Genomic DNA, 17,764 nt, shown 5'->3' on the forward strand with positions numbered 1-17,764 from the left:
ATCAGGGCTGTGGAGAGGTGACCAATCGCAACCGCCACCGCAATCTCGGCGCGCATCAGAGCGGGCCCGTCCCGGTGACGGCCCAGCGCCCCGACAGCGCCCGCCAGGCGCCGAAGACCAACCGCAACACCATGAATGTGCTCAGCCCCGACCAGATCCCGGTCAGCCCCCAGCCGTAGGCCAGCGACAGCCAGATCAACGGCAGGAACCCGAGCAAGGCGCTCGCGACGGTGGCGGTGCGCATGAACGCGGCGTCACCGGCCCCCAGCAATACGCCGTCCAACGCGAAAACGATTCCGGCGATAGGCAATTGGGCCACCATGAACCACCACGGGACCGCCACCGCGGTGAGCACGGAGTGGTCGTCGGTGAAGAGGTGGGGCAACACCGGAAAGCCGGCCCCGAACGCGACGGCCAGCAGCACCGCCGCCAGCAGCGAGAACCACGTCACCCGCCACGCGACCCACCTGGCATGCGCGGCGTCACCGGCCCCCAGCGCGGCACCCACCAGTGACTGCGCCGCAATGGCCAGCGAATCGAGAACGAGGGCGAGAAACGTCCACAGCTGCAACACGATCTGGTGGGCGGCCAGCGCGGCGGCACCGAACCGGGCCGCTACCGCAGCGGCCGAGACGAAGCAGATCTGAAAAGCCATGCTGCGCAGGATCAAATCCCGCCCCATCACCAGCTGGGCACGCAGCGCGGCACCGTCGAGCCGCAGCGGCACCCGCTCGGCGAGCAGGGCGCCGCCGAACAGCAGCGCCGCCAGCCACTGACCGATCAGATTGGCCACCGCCGACCCCGCCAGACCCAGCCGCGGCAGGCCGAGAAAGCCGTACACCAGCACCGGGCACAGCACCGCCGAAAGCCCAAAGCCCGCAACCACATAACGCAACGGCCGCACGGTGTCCTGCACGCCGCGCATCCAGCCGTTTCCGGCGAGCGAGACGAGAATCGCCGGGGCACCCAGAATAGCGATCCGCAACCACGGCAGCGCCGCGGACGCGATCTGGTCACTCGAGCCGATCGCAGACACCACCGGCACCGCCGTGACCTGCACGACGACGACGATCGCCGCGCCCAGACCCACGCCGAGCCACGTCGCCTGGACACCCTCGTGCACGGCGGCGGCGCGGTCTTCGGCGCCGAAATAGCGCGCCGCGCGCGCCGTCGTGCCGTAGGACAGGAAGGTCAACTGGGTGCTGACCAGGCCGAGCACCAGGCTGCCGACAGCCAGGCCGGCCAACGCCACCGCGCCTAGCCGCCCGACCACCGCGGTGTCGAAGAGCAGGTAGAGCGGCTCCGCAGCCAGCACACCCAGAGCCGGCAGGGCCAGCGCGGCGATCTGCCGCCCCCCGGCAACCGGTCGGCCAGGGCCGGGCCCGCCGTCGTGCAAGGCCGCTAGTCGAGCGCCGTGCGCAGCGCCGCCACCACGTCGTCGATGGTGCCGGCGGTGGAATAGCCGGCCGCCAACCGGTGCCCGCCGCCGCCGAAGCCCATCGCGACCGTGGCCAGGTCGATCGATTTGGCCCGCATCGACACCGACCAACGCTGTGGTTCGACTTCCTTGAACACCGCTGCCACCTCGGCCTGCTGCGTGGTGCGCACGATGTCGACCACGCTCTCCACTTCCTCAGAGCGGGAGTGGAGCCACTCGTGGTGGTCGACCACCGCGTAGACCAGTCCCAGACCGCCTGCGGCGTCGGGCAGCAGGCGGGCCGTGCCCAGCACCCGGGACAGCATCGGTAGCCAGGCGTACGGGTGGCTGTCCATCAGCGAGCGGCTGACGGCGGCGTTGTCCACCCCGATGTCCACCAGGCGGGCGGCCAGCCGGAGCGCCCTCGCGCTGGCCCACCGGAACGACCCGGTGTCGGTGGTCAACCCCGCGTAGATGCAGTGCGCCACCGCCCGGTCGATCGGTTTATCCCAGACGTCGAGGATCTCGGCGACCATCATCGTGGTCGAATCCGCGGACGTGTCCACGTAGTTCGCGGTGCCGAACAGTCCGTTGGACGCGTGGTGGTCGATCACCAGCATGTGCTGGTCATCCGCGGCCAGATCCTGCAGCGAGCCGAGCCGGTGCATGCTGGGGACGTCGACGGTCACCACCAGGTCGACGTCGCGACGCACGTCGTCGGGACCCACCAGCAGGTCGCATCCGGGAAGCGAACGCAGCGACTCCGGCAGGTTCGCCGGCGCTGCGAAGCTGACCTGGACTCGTTTGTCGCACCTGTCCAGCACCATGCCCAATGCCAGCCCGGCGCCGATGGTGTCGGCATCGGGATGGACGTGACAGATCACCGCCACCGACTCAGCGGCAGACAACAGCTGCACGGCGCCGGCTGCATCGACGCGCGCCCCGTTGAGGCGCGGTATGCCGGTCAGCTCAATCTTCGGATCGATCTTGCGATTGATAATCGTCATCGGTGTCCTCAGCTTCGATGCCTCGAGCACTGCCAAGTCCCCCGGCGACCAGCGGTTCGGCCGCCGATCCACTATCACGGTACGGGTCGGCCTCCCCCGCCGGTTTGGCACCCACCCGAACCCGCGCCAGATCGGCATCCGCGGCGCGGGCACGCGCCAGCAGCTCCTCCATCCGGTTCACCGTGTCCGACGTCGTGTCGCGGGTGAAGGTCAGGGTCGGCGTGAAGCGCACACCGGTGCCCGCTCCGACCTTGGTGCGCAGCACTCCCTTGGCGCGGTCCAGCGCCGCCGCGGCACCCGGATAGTCGGGCTCGTCGTCCAGCGTCCGGCCCATCACCGTGTAGTAGACCGTCGCGTCGTGCAGGTCGTTGGTGACCTTGGTGTCGACGATGGTCACACCGGCCAGCCCCGGATCCTTGATCTCGTATTCGATCGCCGAGGCGACGATGGTGCTGATCCGTTTGGCCAGCCGGCGTGCCCGTGCGGGGTCAGCCATGGGCGCTCAGCACCGTCGTCATGACCGTTCCTTCTGAACGAGCTCGAAGGACTCGATGATGTCGCCTTCCTTGATGTCCGAGTAGCCCAGCGTCAGACCGCACTCGAAGCCCTCCCGGACCTCGGTGACGTCGTCCTTCTCCCGGCGCAGCGAGTTGATCGACAGGTTCTCGGTCACCACGATGTTGTCCCGCAACAACCGGGCCTTGGCGTTGCGGCGCACCACCCCGGAGGTGATCATGCAGCCGGCGATGACACCGACCTTGGAGGACCGGAAGATCGCGCGGATTTCCGCACGACCCAGCTGGTTCTCCTCGTAGATCGGCTTGAGCATGCCGCGCAGGGCCTTCTCGATCTCGTCGATCGCCTGGTAGATCACCGAGTAGTAGCGGATCTCCACGCCTTCGCGGTTGGCCAGCTCCGTCGCCTTGCCCTCGGCGCGCACGTTGAAGCCGATGATGATCGCATCTGAGGCCGAGGCCAGGTTGACGTTGGTTTCGGTGATGCCACCGACACCGCGGTCGATGACGCGCAGCGCCACCTCGTCGTCCACCTCGATGCCCATCAGGGCCTCTTCCAGCGCCTCGACGGTACCGGCGTTGTCGCCCTTGAGGATGAGGTTCAGCTGGCTGGTTTCCTTCAGCGCCGAGTCCAGGTCCTCCAGGCTGATCCGCTTGCGGCTGCGGGCGGCCAGCGCGTTGCGCTTGCGGGCACTGCGCCGGTCGGCGATCTGGCGGGCGATGCGGTCCTCGTCGACGACCAGCAGGTTGTCACCGGCACCGGGCACCGACGTGAAGCCGATGACCTGCACCGGGCGCGACGGCAGCGCCTCGTGGACGTCCTCACCGTGCTCGTCGACCATGCGGCGCACGCGGCCGTAGGCGTCGCCGGCGACGATCGAGTCGCCGACCCGCAGCGTGCCGCGCTGGATCAGCACGGTGGCCACCGGACCGCGACCGCGGTCCAGGTGCGCCTCGATGGCCACACCCTGGGCCTCCATGTCGGGGTTGGCCCGCAGGTCCAGGGCGGCGTCCGCGGTCAGCAGCACCGCTTCTTCCAGCGCCTCGATGTTGGTGCCCTGTTTGGCGGAGATGTCGACGAACATGGTGTCGCCACCGAAGTCCTCTGCCACCAGGCCGTACTCGGTGAGCTGACCACGGATCTTGGCCGGGTCGGCGCCCTCCTTGTCGATCTTGTTGACCGCCACCACGATCGGCACGTCGGCGGCCTGCGCGTGGTTGATGGCCTCCACCGTCTGCGGCATGACGCCGTCGTCGGCCGCGACCACCAGGATGGCGATGTCGGTGGCCTTGGCACCGCGGGCACGCATGGCGGTGAACGCCTCGTGACCGGGGGTGTCGATGAAGGTGATCAGCCGCTCAGTGCCCTCGAAATTGACGCCGACCTGGTAGGCACCGATGTGCTGGGTGATGCCGCCCGCCTCGCCCTCACGGACGCTGGCGTTACGGATGGTGTCCAGCAGGCGCGTCTTGCCGTGGTCGACGTGACCCATCACGGTGACCACCGGCGGACGCGTCTGCAGGTCCTCCTCGCCGCCCTCGTCCTCGCCGTAGGTCAGGTCAAAGGACTCCAGCAGCTCGCGGTCCTCGTCCTCGGGGCTGACGACCTGAACGTTGTAGTTCATCTCGCTGCCCAGCAGCTCGAGCGTCTCGTCGCCGACCGACTGGGTGGCCGTGACCATCTCGCCCAGGTTGAACAGCGCCTGCACCAGCGCGGCCGGGTTGGCGTTGATCTTGTCGGCGAAGTCGCTCAGCGATGCGCCGCGGGCCAGCCGGATGGTCTCGCCGTTGCCGTGCGGCAACCGCACACCGCCGACGACCGGGGCCTGCATGTTCTCGTATTCAGCGCGTTTGGCCCGCTTGGACTTGCGGCCACGCCGGGGTGCGCCGCCGGGACGGCCGAACGCACCGGCTGCACCGCCGCGCTGACCGGGACGGCCGCCGCCACCACCGCCACCGCCGGGGCCACCGCCGCCGGGACGACCGCGGAAGCCGCCGCCACCGCCGGGCGCCGCGCCGACACCGCCGCCGCCGCGGTAGTTACCGCCGCCGCCGCCGCCGGGACCGCCACTACCACCGGGGCGGGCGCCACCGGGCCGGGGTGCGCCGGTCCGCGGCGGACGGGGCCCGCCGGAGGCGCCACCGGGACGCGGCGGCATGCTGCCGGGCGAGGCTCCGCCCGGCCGCGGCGCGCCCGGGCGGGGTGCGCCGGGACGCGGAGCCTGCGGGTGCGGACGCGGGATCGGCCGGTCGACCGGCTGTGCCGAGGAGAACGGGTTGTTGCCGACGCGGGGGGTACGCACGCCGGGCTTGGGCATGGGACCCGGACGCGGACCCGGCGTCATCCCTGGTTGTGGGGCCTGTGGGGCCGCGGGCTGTCCCGGTGCGGGCGCCGCCGGGCCGGGGGTCGGCGGGGCCGGGGGCGCGGGCTTGGCCCGAGCCGCGGGAGCCGGCGGGGTGGCCGGCGCAGCGGGTGGCGCCGGAGCCGCCGGGGCGGCCGGGGCGGCCGGGGCGGCCGGCCGGTTGGGCGCCGCCGGCTTGGCGGGAGCGCTGGTGGGCGCGCCGTTTCCGACGGCCTTGTCCAGTGCGCGGTCGAGTGCCGCATCGGTTGCCGCGGGCGCCACCTTCTCGGCGGGCCGGGCCGCCGGCGGGGCGGCAGCCGGCGGAGCTGACGGTGCGCTCTTGGCTGCACCGGCCGCGGGCTTGCCACCTCCGAACGACTCGCGGAGCCGCCGGGCCACGGGTGCTTCCACCGTGGATGATGCCGATTTGACGAATTCGCCCTGCTCGGTCAGTCGAGCGAGGACTTGCTTGCTGGTGACACCGAGTTCCTTTGCCAACTCGTGTACGCGGGCCTTACCTGCCACTACATCTCCTGTCTATGAGGCGACAAGCGGTTGGGCCGCGCCTCGGGTTTAGCTATGACGCATGGTCATCGGGACTTCACGGTGTGCTCATGTTCGTTGCTACCTGTTCTGTTGCCTTGGTGGACGGGCCCGCCAGGGAACTGACGTGCTCGATCACCGCGGATGTATCCGGTGAACCGGTGATGCGCAGCGCGCGGGTGAAAGCTCGCCGCCGAATCGCTTCTTGTACGCACTTCGGGCCGGGGTGCAACCAGGCACCTCGCCCCGACAGGCTTCCGGCAGTGTCAACGATTACGGAGTAGTTACCGTTCCCGGTCGACCGAGCCACCACTCGAAGCAGTTCGACGGCCAGCTCTCGCTTCCGGCATCCGACACACGTCCGCACCGGTCCGCTGGGGTTGTCCGGGCGTTGGCGCGCCGAGACCGAAGGCTCGCGCTGGATCACGGCTCAGTCTAGCGTCACCCGACCAGTGGTCAGAACCACCCGGGGTGCGGGTCAGCGCTCGCCTCACCCCGGTGATCTCCGAGCGTCGGCCCGCGCGTGCTTGAAGCGCTCAACGCTCAACACCCGGTGGGCTCAGCATTCCCCCGCACGCCGGCACTCAATTCAGTACACGACTACTGCGGATCACCCGATCGATCGGCGTGAGGCTGGTTTGCCTGATCCCACGATCAGTGCGAGGCCCTCAAACGAGAAAAGGGGCGTATTGCCATGTCGTATGTGCTCGCTGTGCCGGAGATGATGGGGTCGGCAGCAACGGAACTGGCGACCATCGGCTCGAGGCTCGGCGAAGCCAACGCGGCGGCAGCGACCTCCACCAGCACGGTGCTCGCTGCCGCGTCCGATGAAGTATCCGCGGCCATCGCGGATCTGTTCTCGGCCCACGGTCGGGAATTTCAGGCGATGAGCGCCCAGGCTGCGGCTTTTCAGTCCCGAGTCATCGTGGCGCTGAGTTCGAGTGCGGAATCGTTTATCAGCGCGGAAGCCGTCAATCTTTCGGCGCTCGGAAACTCGCTCTGGACCTCGATCTTCGGATCATCGGCCATCGAGCCGGTCCCGGCCGGGCAGAATCCGGCCTTCAGCGGCACACAGGACCTGCTCACCCGCATTGAAACGGCGGCGCTGCGGCCGTTGAAAACCTTCCTGACCTTGACCGGGATTTACGACCAACTCGGGACACTGGGTTCTCCGGTTCAGCAGCTGTTTGTCAGCGGCCTCTTGAACCCGCTCTTCAGCGACGCGCCACCGCGCCTCTTGACCGCGCTACTGGGCGAAACGGTTCGCTACACCACCTATGAGGGGATGAGCGTCGTCGAGATCGTCCCGGCAAACCCGACCGGCAATTATGTCGTCGCACTGCACGGTGGCGCATTTGTCTGGCCGCCGATGATCTTCCACTGGCTCGGCTACTCAGTGATGGCGTATCAAACCGGCGCGACCTTTGCGGTGCCGATCTACCCGCTGATTCAGCAAGGCGGTACGGCCGGCACCGTGGTACCCAAAGTGGCCGGCTACATCTCCACCCAAATAGCGGCTCACGGCGCTTCCCACGTGAGCGTGCTCGGTGACTCCGCGGGCGCAACCATCGGACTATCGGCCGTCCAATATCTGGTGGCCCACAACCAAGCCGTGCCGCGATCGATGGTTCTACTGTCGCCACTGCTGGACCAACGGCTGGTCAATCCGAACATCGGCCTGATCGACGACCCGTTCTTCCCCGATCGCTCGAACAGGATCTATCAGGCCAACCAACTCTGGGCGGGCGATCTTGCGCTGACCGATCCCCTGGTAAGCCCGCTATTCGGGTCCCTCGCGGGGCTCCCGCCGACCTATGTCTACGCGGGCTCCTTGGATCCCGTCGCGCCAGACCAGTTCATCCTTGCGCAAAACGCCGTGTTGCAATCGGCGCCGATCAACTTCGTCCTGGCCACCGGCGGCTTCCATGACTGGATTCTGCTGAGCCCGGGCGGTCTGCGCTACTGGCCGCAGATCGAGCGGGAGCTCGGTCTCTGAGCCGCTGTCAGGGCCTCGGCGGCCGAGTTGACGCGGGCCACCGCGGCCATCAGCGCGCCGCCAGGTTGCGCTTCAGCGCTCGTGCGCCATCCCGTGGCTCGCGCCCTCCTCGGGCTGCCCCGGCGCGTCGCCCCGGATGTCGATGCGCCACCCCGTCAGGCGGGCGGCGAGCCGGGCGTTCTGTCCTTCCTTGCCGATGGCCAGCGACAGCTGGAAGTCGGGAACCACGACGCGGGCGGCGCGGGCGTTCGCGTCGATCACCGAGACCGAGACCACCTTGGCCGGTGACAGCGCATTGGCCACGAAGCGCGCCGGGTCCTCGTCGTAGTCGATGATGTCGATCTTTTCGCCGGACAGCTCGCTCATCACATTGCGGACCCGTTGCCCCATCGGCCCGATGCAGGCGCCCTTGGCGTTCAGACCGGGCACCCGCGACGCGACGGCGATCTTGGACCGGTGGCCGGCCTCGCGGGCGACCGCCACGATCTCCACCGAGCCGTCGGCGATCTCGGGCACCTCGAGCGAGAACAGCTTGCGCACCAGGTTCGGATGCGTCCGCGACAGCGTGATCAGTGGCTCGCGGGAACCGCGACTGACCCCGACGACGTAGCAGCGCAGCCGATTGCCGTGCTCGTAGCTCTCGCCGGGCACCTGTTCGGCGGCCGGGATCACCCCTTCAGAGGCCTTGGCCTCGGTACCTATCCGGACCACGACCAGGCCGCGGGCGTTGGCCCGGCTGTCGCGCTGGATGACGCCGGCGACGATCTCGCCCTCCCGGGTGGAGAACTCGCCGAAAGTGCGCTCGTTCTCCGCGTCGCGGAAGCGTTGCAGCATCACCTGCCGTGCGGTGGTGGCGGCGATGCGGCCGAATCCCTCGGGGGTGTCGTCCCACTCGCTGATGAGGTTGCCGTCTTCGTCGGTCTCGCGGGCGATCACCCGCACCACGCCGGTTTTACGGTCGATCTCGATGCGCGCGTCGGACTGGTGTCCCTCGGTGTGCCGATAGGCGGTCAGCAGCGCGGATTTGATGGTCTCGAGTAGTTCGTTGACCGAGATGCCCCGGTCCACCTCGATCGCATGGAGCGCGGCCATGTCGATGTTCATGCTCCGGCCTCCGTCCCCTGTGCCTGCCCCAACAACTCCAGCTCCGCTCGGGCTGGTGGCGAAAACTCAACTTGTACAACGGCTTTGACGACATCGGTCAACGGGATCTCCCGTATCGCCAGCTCGCGGCCGGCGCGGACCACCAGCGACAGCGTGCCGTTGCCGGCTTCGGCGACCCGGCCGGACAGCTGTGATCCGTCGGCCAGCGCGAGGTCCACCTTGCGGCCCCGCGCTCTGCGGAAGTGCTTCTCGGTGGTCAACGGGCGTTCCACGCCGGGCGAGCTGACCTCGAGGATGTAGCCGTCAGCGCCAGGACCGTCCAGACCGTCCAGCAAATCCGACGCCGTGCGGGATAGCGCCGCGATGGTGTCCAGGTCCAACGCGGTGTCGCCGTCGGCGATCACCGTGATGCGCGGCGGGCGCGTGCGGCTGTTGATGACCACGTCTTCGATCTCGTAACCTGCGCGCGCGAACTCTGCGGTCAGTAGCTCGATCACCTGCGTCTGCGAAGGTAGCCCGGTGGTCACGGCGAGCTCCTCATCTTGAGTTGTCGGTCATCGGCGGGCGCACGGCTTTCACAGCGAACTCAGAGAGCCCGGCTACCAACGATACGCCAGGATCCGCTATTGACGCCCGTACAACGACGCCGTAGTCGCATCGCCGGTCCCAGACCGCGTCGTGGCTGGCGCTGACGCGGTGCGCGGTGATGGCAGGATGTGGGGCGTGTCCAGAGCAGTACCCGTCATCAGCAGGCGGCGCGTGCTCGCCGGTGGTGCCGCTCTCGCACTCGGGGTGGCGGCAACCGCCTGCGGCGAGTCGGCGCCCAAGCCTCCGTCCGTTGAGGAGCTGGTGGGGCCGTTGGACCAGGCCCGGCATGACAGCGCGCTGGCCGCTGCGGCCGCCGGAGCGATCGGGAGTCCGCCGCAGATCGCCGCCGCGCTGACTGTGGTCGCCACGCAGCGCGCCGCGCACGCGCGGGCGCTGTCCACCGAGATCGCCCGGGCCGCGGGCAAGCTGGTTTCTTCGACCAGTGAAACGGGCAGTGTTACCTCGAGCACCAGCCCGACCGAGCCAGAGGCACCGCCCCCGCCTCCGCCACCGGTTTCCGACGTGATCGACTCGCTGCGCAAATCGGCGGAGGATGCCAACCGCCTGGTGTCGACGTCGTCGGGTTACCGGGCCGGACTTCTCGCCTCGATCGCGGCGTCGTGCACCGCGTCCTGCGAGGTGGCACTGGTGCCGGGAGGTCCGTCGATATGAGTGGTGGCAAAGACGCCGACGTCACCGCGCTCAGCGACGCGCTGGCCGTCGAACACGGCACCATCTACGGCTACGGCATCGTGTCGGCGCTGTCGCCACCCAGCGTGAACGACCTGGTGGTGGAGGCACTCAACCAGCATCGCCAGCGCCGCGACGACGTCATTGCGATGCTGAGTGCCCGCAAGGTCACACCCGCGCCGGCCGCCGCGGGCTATCAGCTGCCTTCGCCGGTGGGCAGCCCGGCGGATGCGGCGCGGCTGGCGGCACGCATGGAGAACGACGGGGCGACCGCATGGCGGGCGGTCGTCGAGCACGCCGAGACCGCCGAGGACCGCGCGTTCGCCTCGACCGCGCTGACCCAGAGCGCGGTGATGGCCGCCCGGTGGAACAAGGTGCTGGGCGGCTGGCCGATCACCACGACGTTCCCGGGCGGGAACGAGTAGTTGATAGCCACGGCGGCGACCCGCCGCGCGCGGCACCGCCGCGCTTGCGATCGCCGCTAGGCACACGGCGGCGACCCGCCGCGCGCGGCACCGCCGCGCTTGCGATCGCCGCTAGGCACACGGCGGCGACCCGCCGCGCGCGGCACCGCCGCGCTTGCGATCGCCGCTAGGCACACGGCGGCGACCCGCCGCGCGCGGCACCGCCGCGCTTGCGATCGCCGCTAGAGGCTGATCGCGGCGACCAGGTCGGTGGTCAGCGAATCGCCGACGGCCAGCTCGCTGGTCTGCCCGCTGAAACGATTGCGCAGCTCCACCCGGCCGTCGGCCCAGCCGCGCCCGACCACGACGATCCAGGGCACGCCGAGCAGCTCGGCGTCCTTGAACTTGACCCCGGGTGAGGCCTGGCGGTCGTCCAGCAGCACATCGACTCCGATTTTGTCCAGGTCGGCGGCCAGCTTGGCGGCGCCCAGCCGGGCCTCGGGGTCCTTATTGGCCATCACCAGGTGCACCCCGAACGGCGAGATCGACGCCGGCCAGCGCAGGCCGAGCTCGTCGTGGTGCTGTTCGGCGACCACGGCGACCAGACGCGACACCCCGATGCCGTAGGAGCCCATGGTCAGCCGCACCGGTTTGCCGTCCTCGCCGAGCACGTCGGCGCTGAACGCGTCGGTGTACTTGCGGCCCAGCTGGAAGATGTGGCCGATCTCGATGCCGCGGGCCATGACGAGCGGGCCGGCGCCATCGGGGGACGGGTCGCCCTCACGTACCTCGGCGGCCTCGATGGTGCCGTCGGCGGTGAAGTCACGGCCCGCCACCAGGCCGACCACGTGGCGACCGGGTTCGTCGGCACCGGTGATCCAGCTGGTTCCGTCCACCACGCGCGGGTCAACCAGATAACGGACTTCGTTGTCGCGCAGCGCTTTCGGGCCGATGTAGCCCTTCACCAGAAACGGGTATTTCGCGAAGTCCGCGTCGTCGAGCAATGCGTACTCGGCCGGTTCCAGTGCCGCGCCGAGTCGCTTGTCGTCGACCTCGCGGTCGCCGGGCACGCCGATGGCCAGCAGCTCCCACTCCTCGCCGGGCTGGCGGACCTTCAGCAGGACGTTCTTGAGGGTGTCGGCAGCTGTGACGGGGCGGTCCAATGCCTCGTTGGCCCAGGCGACCAGGGTGGCGATGGTAGGGGTGTCGCCGGTGTCGTGGACTTCGGCATCCGGCAGTCCGGCCACAGTTTCAGCGGGCAGGCCCTCGGGGCGGGCGGTGGTGACGGCTTCGACGTTGGCGGCATAGCCGGACTCCACGCACCGGACGAAGGTGTCCTCACCGATCGGGCTCTCGGCGAGGAACTCCTCGGAGGCGCTGCCGCCCATCGCACCCGACACCGCCGAGACGATGACGTAACGCACGTCGAGCCGCTCGAAAATGCGCTGGTAGGCCTCCCGGTGGGCGTGGTAGGAAGCCTTGAGGCCGGCGGCGTCGAGGTCGAACGAGTACGAGTCCTTCATGAGGAACTCGCGGCCGCGCAGGATGCCGGCGCGCGGGCGCGCCTCGTCGCGGTACTTGTTCTGGATTTGGTACAGGGTCAGCGGGAAGTCCTTGTAGGAGCTGTACTCGCCCTTGACCGTCAGGGTGAACAGCTCCTCGTGGGTGGGGCCAAGCATGTAGTCATTGCCCCGACGGTCCTGGACCCGGAACACGCCATCGCCGTACTCCGTCCACCGGTTGGTGGTCTCGTAGGGGGCGCGTGGCAGCAGGGCGGGAAACAGGATTTCCTGGCCGCCGATCGCGTTCATCTCCTCGCGGACGATGCGCTCGATGTTGCGCAGCACTTTCAGGCCGAGCGGCAGCCAGCTGTACAACCCAGGGGCGATCGGCCGGACGTATCCGGCGCGGATCAGCAGTTTGTGGCTGGCCACTTCTGCTTCGGCGGGGTCGTCGCGCAGGGTGCGCAGGAAAAGCTCGGACATCCGGGTGATCACAGGCGGCAAGCCTACTTGGGGGCCGGGTGCGTCCCGCGTCACGTGGGCCGCGGGCAGGGTCGGGCGACGCCAGGGCCGGCCACGGCGGCGGCCCCTGCCCCGCGCCGAGACTGCGGATCTGCAGAGAAAGTGCGAGAAGAGGCAACCAATTTCGCAGTCTCAGCGCAGCCTCGTTGGGCACGACGGGGTGTAAAACCTCGGCCCATCACCGAGACTGCGGATTTGCAGAGAAAGTACGAGAAGAGGCAACCAATTTCGCAGTCTCAGCGCGAAACGCCAGACCGAGATGGAGAAAGGCCTACAGCTCCCCGGCGTCGATCGCTTCCTTGACCTCTTGGGCGTGCGCAACCTGCTCGGGCGTGTAACCGATGAACAGGGCCGCAATACCGACGATCACCGCCGCTCCGGCAATCCACAGCAGGCCGTAGGTGTAGCCGTGGTCGAGCGCCTGCAGCTGCATGTCGTTCATGAACTTCACCGGGCCGGTCGTACCGCCCAGGAACAGCGTGCGCGACGTGATGACGGCCTGGATGACGGCCAGCACCAGCGGCCCGCCCAGACTCTGCAGCATCAGGGTCATCGCCGACACCGGGCCGATCTGGTCGAATCCCACGCCCGCGATAGCGGCCAGCGTCAGCGGCACTACCACCATGCCGATGCCGATCCCGCCGATCACGATCGGCAGCACCAGGTTCGGGAAGTACGGCGCCCCGCGGTGCATGCACATCGAGCCGTAGATCATCGCGCCGAGCAGCAGCCAGCCGCCGCCGATCGTCAGCACCCGCGGCGAGAACCGCGACACCAGCTGCGACGAGATACCAAGGCCGATGCCCATGGCGATCACGAACGGAATAAAGCCGACACCCGCGCGCAGCGCGCTGTAGCCCAGGATGTCCTGCACGTACAGGCCGATGGAGACCGTCAGGGTGAACATGACGCCGCCGGCCAGGAAGATCGCGATAAAGGTGACCAGCCGGTTGCGGTCGCGGAACAGCTGGAACGGGATGACCGGGTTCTCGGCGGTGCGCTCGACGATGGCGAACGCGATGGCCGCCAGCACCGCCACCACACCGGAACCGATCGTGGTGACCGACACCCAGCCCTTCTCCGGGCCCACCGAGAAAGCGAACACGGCGGCGGTGCACGCCAGCGTGGCCAGCATGGCCCCGGCGGCATCGAGCTTCATCCGCTCGCGGTTGGTCTCGCGCAGCGCGGTGCGGGCCAGGTAGATCATCACCAGCCCGATCGGCACGTTGACCATGAAGGCCAGCCGCCAGGAGTACTCGGTCAGCGCCCCGCCGACCACCAGGCCCATCACGGACCCGATCGCTGTCATGGCCGCGAAGACGGCGGTCGCGGCGTTACGCGCCGGGCCCTTCGGGAAGGTGGTCGCCACCAGCGCCAGACCGGTCGGTGAGGCGATAGCCGAACCGACACCCTGCGAGAGCCGGGCGATGACCAGCGTCACCTCGTCCCAGGCCACCGCGCACAGCACCGAGGAGATGGTGAACAGCGCGACACCGACGATGAAGGTGCGTTTGCGCCCGATGGTGTCTCCGAGCCGGCCACCGAGCAGCATCAGCCCGCCGAAAGTCAGCACATAAGCGGTGATCACCCAGCTACGGCCGGCGTCGGACAGGCTGAGCTCGTTCTGAATCTTAGGAAGCGCGACGATCGCGACCGTGCTGTCCATGGTGGCCAGCAGCTGCATCCCGCCGATCGCGATCACCGCGGCGATGAATCGGCGTGAGGGCAACCACGTGGGGTAATACCTGCTCAAGCGCTGCAAAGGGGTCTCCACTGTTTGCGTGGGACGCTCCTGGGCCGAACGTTCCGAGCGTCCCTCAGTCCAAGTGTGGACTGCCCGCTCTGAGTCGTTGAGAGCCGTCATAGCGGGTTACCTTACAGTAATCTTAAGAATTGTTTAAACCCTGAGCGCCGCCGAGACCCGCCACGGGCCCGATAACGATGATCGCGGGAGGTCGAATGCCCTCCGCGCGGACCTTCTCCGGCGTGTCCGCCAGGGTCGCCCGCAACGTCTGCTGGGCCGCCGTCGTTCCGTGTTGCACCACCATGACCGGAGTATCCCCAGGTCGGCCGCCTTTTAACAGCGCGGCGACAAAAAGTTCGATCCGTTCGACCGCCATCAGCAAAACAATGGTCCCGGACATTGCTGCCAAAGCATCCCAATTCACTAACGATTCGGGATGATCGGGCGCCAAATGGCCGCTGACCACCACAAACTCGTGATTTGTGGCCCGGTGAGTCACCGGAACGCCCGCCAGAGCGGGCACGGCTATGGCACTGGTCACACCTGGCACCACAGTCACCGGAATTCCCGCCTCGGTGCATGCCAGGACTTCCTCGTAGCCCCGGGCGAACACGAACGGATCGCCCCCTTTGAGCCGGACGACGAACTTGCCGGCCCGGGCCCGCTCGATCAGGACCTCGTTGATCGCGTCCTGGGCCATGGCCCGCCCATACGGGATCTTGGCGGCATCGATCACTTCGACGTGCGGCGACAACTCCGCCAGCAGTTCGGGCGGAGCGAGCCGGTCGGCTACCACCACGTCGGCCTGCGCGAGCAGCCGGCGACCGCGAACGGTGATCAGCTCGGGATCACCCGGACCACCGCCCACCAGCGCCACCCCACCGCGCAGGATCTCCTCGGACCCCCAATCGGGGCCCTCCGCCGCGATGACGCCCTGCTGCAGCGCCTCGCGGATGGCCGACCGGATGGCCGCCGAGCGCCGGTGCTCACCGCCGGCCAGCACCCCCACCGACAGCCCCGCGTAGCTGAAGGACGCCGGCGTCACCGCCGTTCCCTCGACCGCGACGTCCGCGCGAACACAGAAGATATGCCGCCGTTCGGCCTCGGCGACGATGGCGGCGTTCACCTCCGGGTCGTCGGTGGCCGCCAGGGCGTACCAGGCGCCGTCGAGGTCGCCGTCTTGGTAGTCGCGCAGCGAGAGGCTGATCCCGTCCATCGCCTCGACCGCACGGGTGGCGCTGCGGGTGATCACGTGGACGTCGGCGCCGCTGGCGATCAGCAGCGGCAACCGGCGCTGAGCGACGCCTCCCCCGCCGACGACGACGACCTTTCGGCCGGTCAGTCGCAGTCCCACCAGAAAGGGGCTCTCGGTCACCGGGCAAGCTTAATGTCGCGCTAGACCCGCGGCTTGGCGGCCTGCGCGACGAAGCGGGCCACCGCTTCGGGCGCCGCGGCCGGATGGATATGCAGATACGACGCGTGCACACCGGCGTGGACGGCGCCGTCGTGTTTGCGGTCGGCCTGGCCGCCCCGGTAGACCCAGGCCGGCTGGTAGCTGTCGGCGAAGGTGACCGTGGTGCGGTGGAATTCGTGGCCTACCACCCGCTGCCCGGCCGCGAACAGCGACGAATCGGTAACGGCCACCGCGTCGCGATACCCCAGGGTCAGTTGCTCGGTGAACCGCGCCGACCCGGCCAGCACCCCGCACATCGGAAAGCCGTCCAGCTCGTCGGCGAGATAGATCAGGCCGGCGCATTCCGCATGCACGGGTGCTCCCGTGGCGGCCAGTTCGGCGATCTGGCGCCGGACGACGTCGTTGGCGGACAGCTCCGCGGTGAACTGCTCGGGAAACCCGCCTGGCAACAGGACCGCGTCGGTCCCCTCGGGCAGGCTCTCGCTGAGCGGGTCGAATTCGGCGACCTGCGCCCCGGCGGCCCGCAGCAACTCGGCGTGCTCGGCGTACCCGAACGTGAACGCCTTGCCGGCCGCCAGAGCGACACGGACTTCCCTGCCCGCGGCTCCCACCGCGGTGGCCGGCTCCCACGGCGGGTCCTCCACCCGGCCGCCGGCGGCCGCCACCACCGCGGCCACATCGACGTGCCGCGCAACCAGGGCCGTCATCGCCTCTATCGCCTGCTGGGCGTGGCGGCCGTACTCCACCGCGGTGACCAGCCCCAGATACCGTGACGGCAGCTCCAATTCGGTGTCGCGGGGGATGGCGCCCAGCACCGGAACCCCGGCCTGCTCACAGGCCTGCCGCAACACCAGCTCATGGCGGGCCGTCCCGACCCGGTTGAGGATGACGCCGCTGATCCGGGTATGCGGATCGAAGGTGGAAAAGCCGTGCAGCAGTGCGGCCATGCTGTGACTCTGGCCCCGCGCGTCGACCACCAGGATCACCGGCGCACCCAGCAGCCCCGCAACGTGTGCGGTGGATCCCGCGGCAGGACCGGTCGCGTCCGGGCCGATGCGGCCGTCGAACAGGCCCATCACCCCTTCGATGACCGCAATGTCGGCGCCGCGGGCGCCGTGGCCGAATAACGGGCCGATGAGCTTGTCCCCCACCATCACCGGGTCGAGGTTGCGGCCGGGCCGCCCCGCGGCCAGTGCGTGGTAGCCAGGGTCGATGAAGTCGGGGCCGACTTTGAAGGGCGCCACCCGGTGGCCGGCCCGACGTAGTGCGCCGATCAAACCCGTTGCCACCGTTGTCTTTCCGCTGCCCGATGCGGGTGCGGCGATGACGACGGCGGGCGTTGAGCTCACCATTCGATGCCCTTCTGGCCCTTGCGGCCGGCATCCATCGGGTGTTTCACCTTGCCCATGTCGGTCACCAGGTCGGCGGCCTCGATCAGCCGTGCCGGCGCGTCGCGGCCGGTGATCACCACATGCTGGTGGCCCGGGCGGTCCCGCAGTGCGTGCACCACCTCCTCGACATCGAGCCAGCCCCACTTCAGCGGGTAGGTGAACTCGTCGAGGACATAGAAGTCGTGCCGCTGCTCCTGCAGGCGGCGCCGGATCTCGGTCCAACCGTCGGCGGCGGCTGCGGCATGGTCGATTTCGCTGCCGGACTTGCGCGACTTGCGTGTCCAGGACCAGCCGGAACCCATCTTGTGCCACTCGACCGCGCCACCCGCGCCGGTGCGTTCGTGCAGTTGGCCGAGCTCGCGGAATGCCGCCTCCTCCCCCACCTTCCACTTCGCACTCTTGACGAACTGGAAGACCGCGACGCTCATCCCGACGTTCCACGCCCGCAACGCCATACCGAACGCCGCCGTCGACTTGCCCTTGCCCTCGCCGGTGTGCACCGCCAGCACCGGAGTGTTGCGCCGCGCCCGGGTGGTCAGGCCGTCGTTCGGCACCTCGGTCGGATTACCCTGTGGCATAGTCGAT

At 69.0% G+C, this 17,764-nt stretch carries 15 protein-coding genes; 3 read left to right on the top strand and 12 right to left on the bottom strand.

Features of this window, described 5'->3' with window-relative positions:
- Positions 1–55: 55 nt before the first annotated feature.
- From QXK92_RS08990 to QXK92_RS09010, 5 genes are all read right to left on the bottom strand, one after another.
- A complete protein-coding gene (locus QXK92_RS08990; RefSeq protein WP_306241306.1) occupies positions 56–1,396 on the bottom strand; it encodes an MATE family efflux transporter in 1,341 nt (446 codons plus the stop codon).
- A gap of 5 nt (positions 1,397–1,401) precedes the next feature.
- Positions 1,402–2,424: a bifunctional oligoribonuclease/PAP phosphatase NrnA gene (locus QXK92_RS08995; RefSeq protein ID WP_306241307.1), complete on the bottom strand. Its 1,023-nt coding sequence runs from the start codon at positions 2,422–2,424 to the stop codon at positions 1,402–1,404.
- Positions 2,387–2,920, bottom strand: a complete 534-nt coding sequence (gene rbfA / locus QXK92_RS09000; protein ID WP_306241308.1) for a 30S ribosome-binding factor RbfA — start codon at positions 2,918–2,920, stop codon at positions 2,387–2,389. Before rbfA ends, QXK92_RS08995 begins: the two co-directional genes overlap by 38 nt.
- 18 nt (positions 2,921–2,938) lie before the next feature.
- Complete coding sequence (infB, locus tag QXK92_RS09005; protein ID WP_306241309.1) at positions 2,939–5,806, bottom strand: translation initiation factor IF-2; 2,868 nt, start codon at positions 5,804–5,806, stop codon at positions 2,939–2,941.
- A 76-nt stretch (positions 5,807–5,882) separates the two neighbouring features.
- The gene (locus QXK92_RS09010) at positions 5,883–6,251 is read right to left on the bottom strand and encodes a YlxR family protein (RefSeq protein ID WP_306241310.1); all 369 of its coding nucleotides are present in this window, start codon (positions 6,249–6,251) and stop codon (positions 5,883–5,885) included.
- A gap of 267 nt (positions 6,252–6,518) precedes the next feature.
- On the opposite strand from QXK92_RS09010, the gene QXK92_RS09015 reads away from it, so the two are divergent.
- Complete coding sequence (locus QXK92_RS09015; RefSeq protein WP_306241311.1) at positions 6,519–7,820, top strand: PE domain-containing protein; 1,302 nt, start codon at positions 6,519–6,521, stop codon at positions 7,818–7,820.
- Between the two features lie 72 nt (positions 7,821–7,892).
- On the opposite strand, the gene nusA is transcribed toward QXK92_RS09015, so the two are convergent.
- Together nusA and rimP are read right to left on the bottom strand one after the other, a co-directional pair.
- Entirely contained in the window at positions 7,893–8,924 is a 1,032-nt protein-coding gene (gene nusA, locus QXK92_RS09020; RefSeq protein WP_306241312.1) for a transcription termination factor NusA, read from the bottom strand.
- A complete protein-coding gene (rimP, locus tag QXK92_RS09025; protein WP_306241313.1) occupies positions 8,921–9,451 on the bottom strand; it encodes a ribosome maturation factor RimP in 531 nt (176 codons plus the stop codon). Before rimP ends, nusA begins: the two co-directional genes overlap by 4 nt.
- Before the next feature lie 196 nt (positions 9,452–9,647).
- Here rimP and QXK92_RS09030 point away from each other — a divergent pair, with 196 nt between their 5' ends.
- Positions 9,648–10,184, top strand: a complete 537-nt coding sequence (locus QXK92_RS09030) for a hypothetical protein (RefSeq protein WP_371934148.1) — start codon at positions 9,648–9,650, stop codon at positions 10,182–10,184.
- Positions 10,181–10,627: a ferritin-like domain-containing protein gene (locus QXK92_RS09035; RefSeq protein WP_306241315.1), complete on the top strand. Its 447-nt coding sequence runs from the start codon at positions 10,181–10,183 to the stop codon at positions 10,625–10,627. Before QXK92_RS09030 ends, QXK92_RS09035 begins: the two co-directional genes overlap by 4 nt.
- Positions 10,628–10,848: 221 nt before the next feature.
- Here the strand turns inward: QXK92_RS09035 and QXK92_RS09040 are convergent, their stop codons facing one another.
- From QXK92_RS09040 to cobO, 5 genes are all read right to left on the bottom strand, one after another.
- Complete coding sequence (locus QXK92_RS09040) at positions 10,849–12,603, bottom strand: proline--tRNA ligase (protein WP_306241316.1); 1,755 nt, start codon at positions 12,601–12,603, stop codon at positions 10,849–10,851.
- A gap of 298 nt (positions 12,604–12,901) precedes the next feature.
- Positions 12,902–14,494: an MFS transporter gene (locus QXK92_RS09045; protein WP_306241317.1), complete on the bottom strand. Its 1,593-nt coding sequence runs from the start codon at positions 14,492–14,494 to the stop codon at positions 12,902–12,904.
- Positions 14,495–14,516: 22 nt separating this feature from the next.
- Positions 14,517–15,749 carry a uroporphyrinogen-III C-methyltransferase gene (cobA, locus tag QXK92_RS09050; protein ID WP_306241318.1) on the bottom strand — a complete coding sequence of 411 codons (1,233 nt, stop codon included), beginning with the start codon at positions 15,747–15,749 and terminating at the stop codon, positions 14,517–14,519.
- Between the two features lie 20 nt (positions 15,750–15,769).
- Positions 15,770–17,140: a cobyrinate a,c-diamide synthase gene (locus QXK92_RS09055; RefSeq protein ID WP_306241319.1), complete on the bottom strand. Its 1,371-nt coding sequence runs from the start codon at positions 17,138–17,140 to the stop codon at positions 15,770–15,772.
- The gene (cobO, locus tag QXK92_RS09060) at positions 17,134–17,757 is read right to left on the bottom strand and encodes a cob(I)yrinic acid a,c-diamide adenosyltransferase (RefSeq protein WP_306241320.1); all 624 of its coding nucleotides are present in this window, start codon (positions 17,755–17,757) and stop codon (positions 17,134–17,136) included. Before cobO ends, QXK92_RS09055 begins: the two co-directional genes overlap by 7 nt.
- Positions 17,758–17,764: the final 7 nt, after the last annotated feature.

Source organism: Mycobacterium sp. TY815, from assembly GCF_030755135.1.
GTDB lineage: Bacteria > Actinomycetota > Actinomycetes > Mycobacteriales > Mycobacteriaceae > Mycobacterium.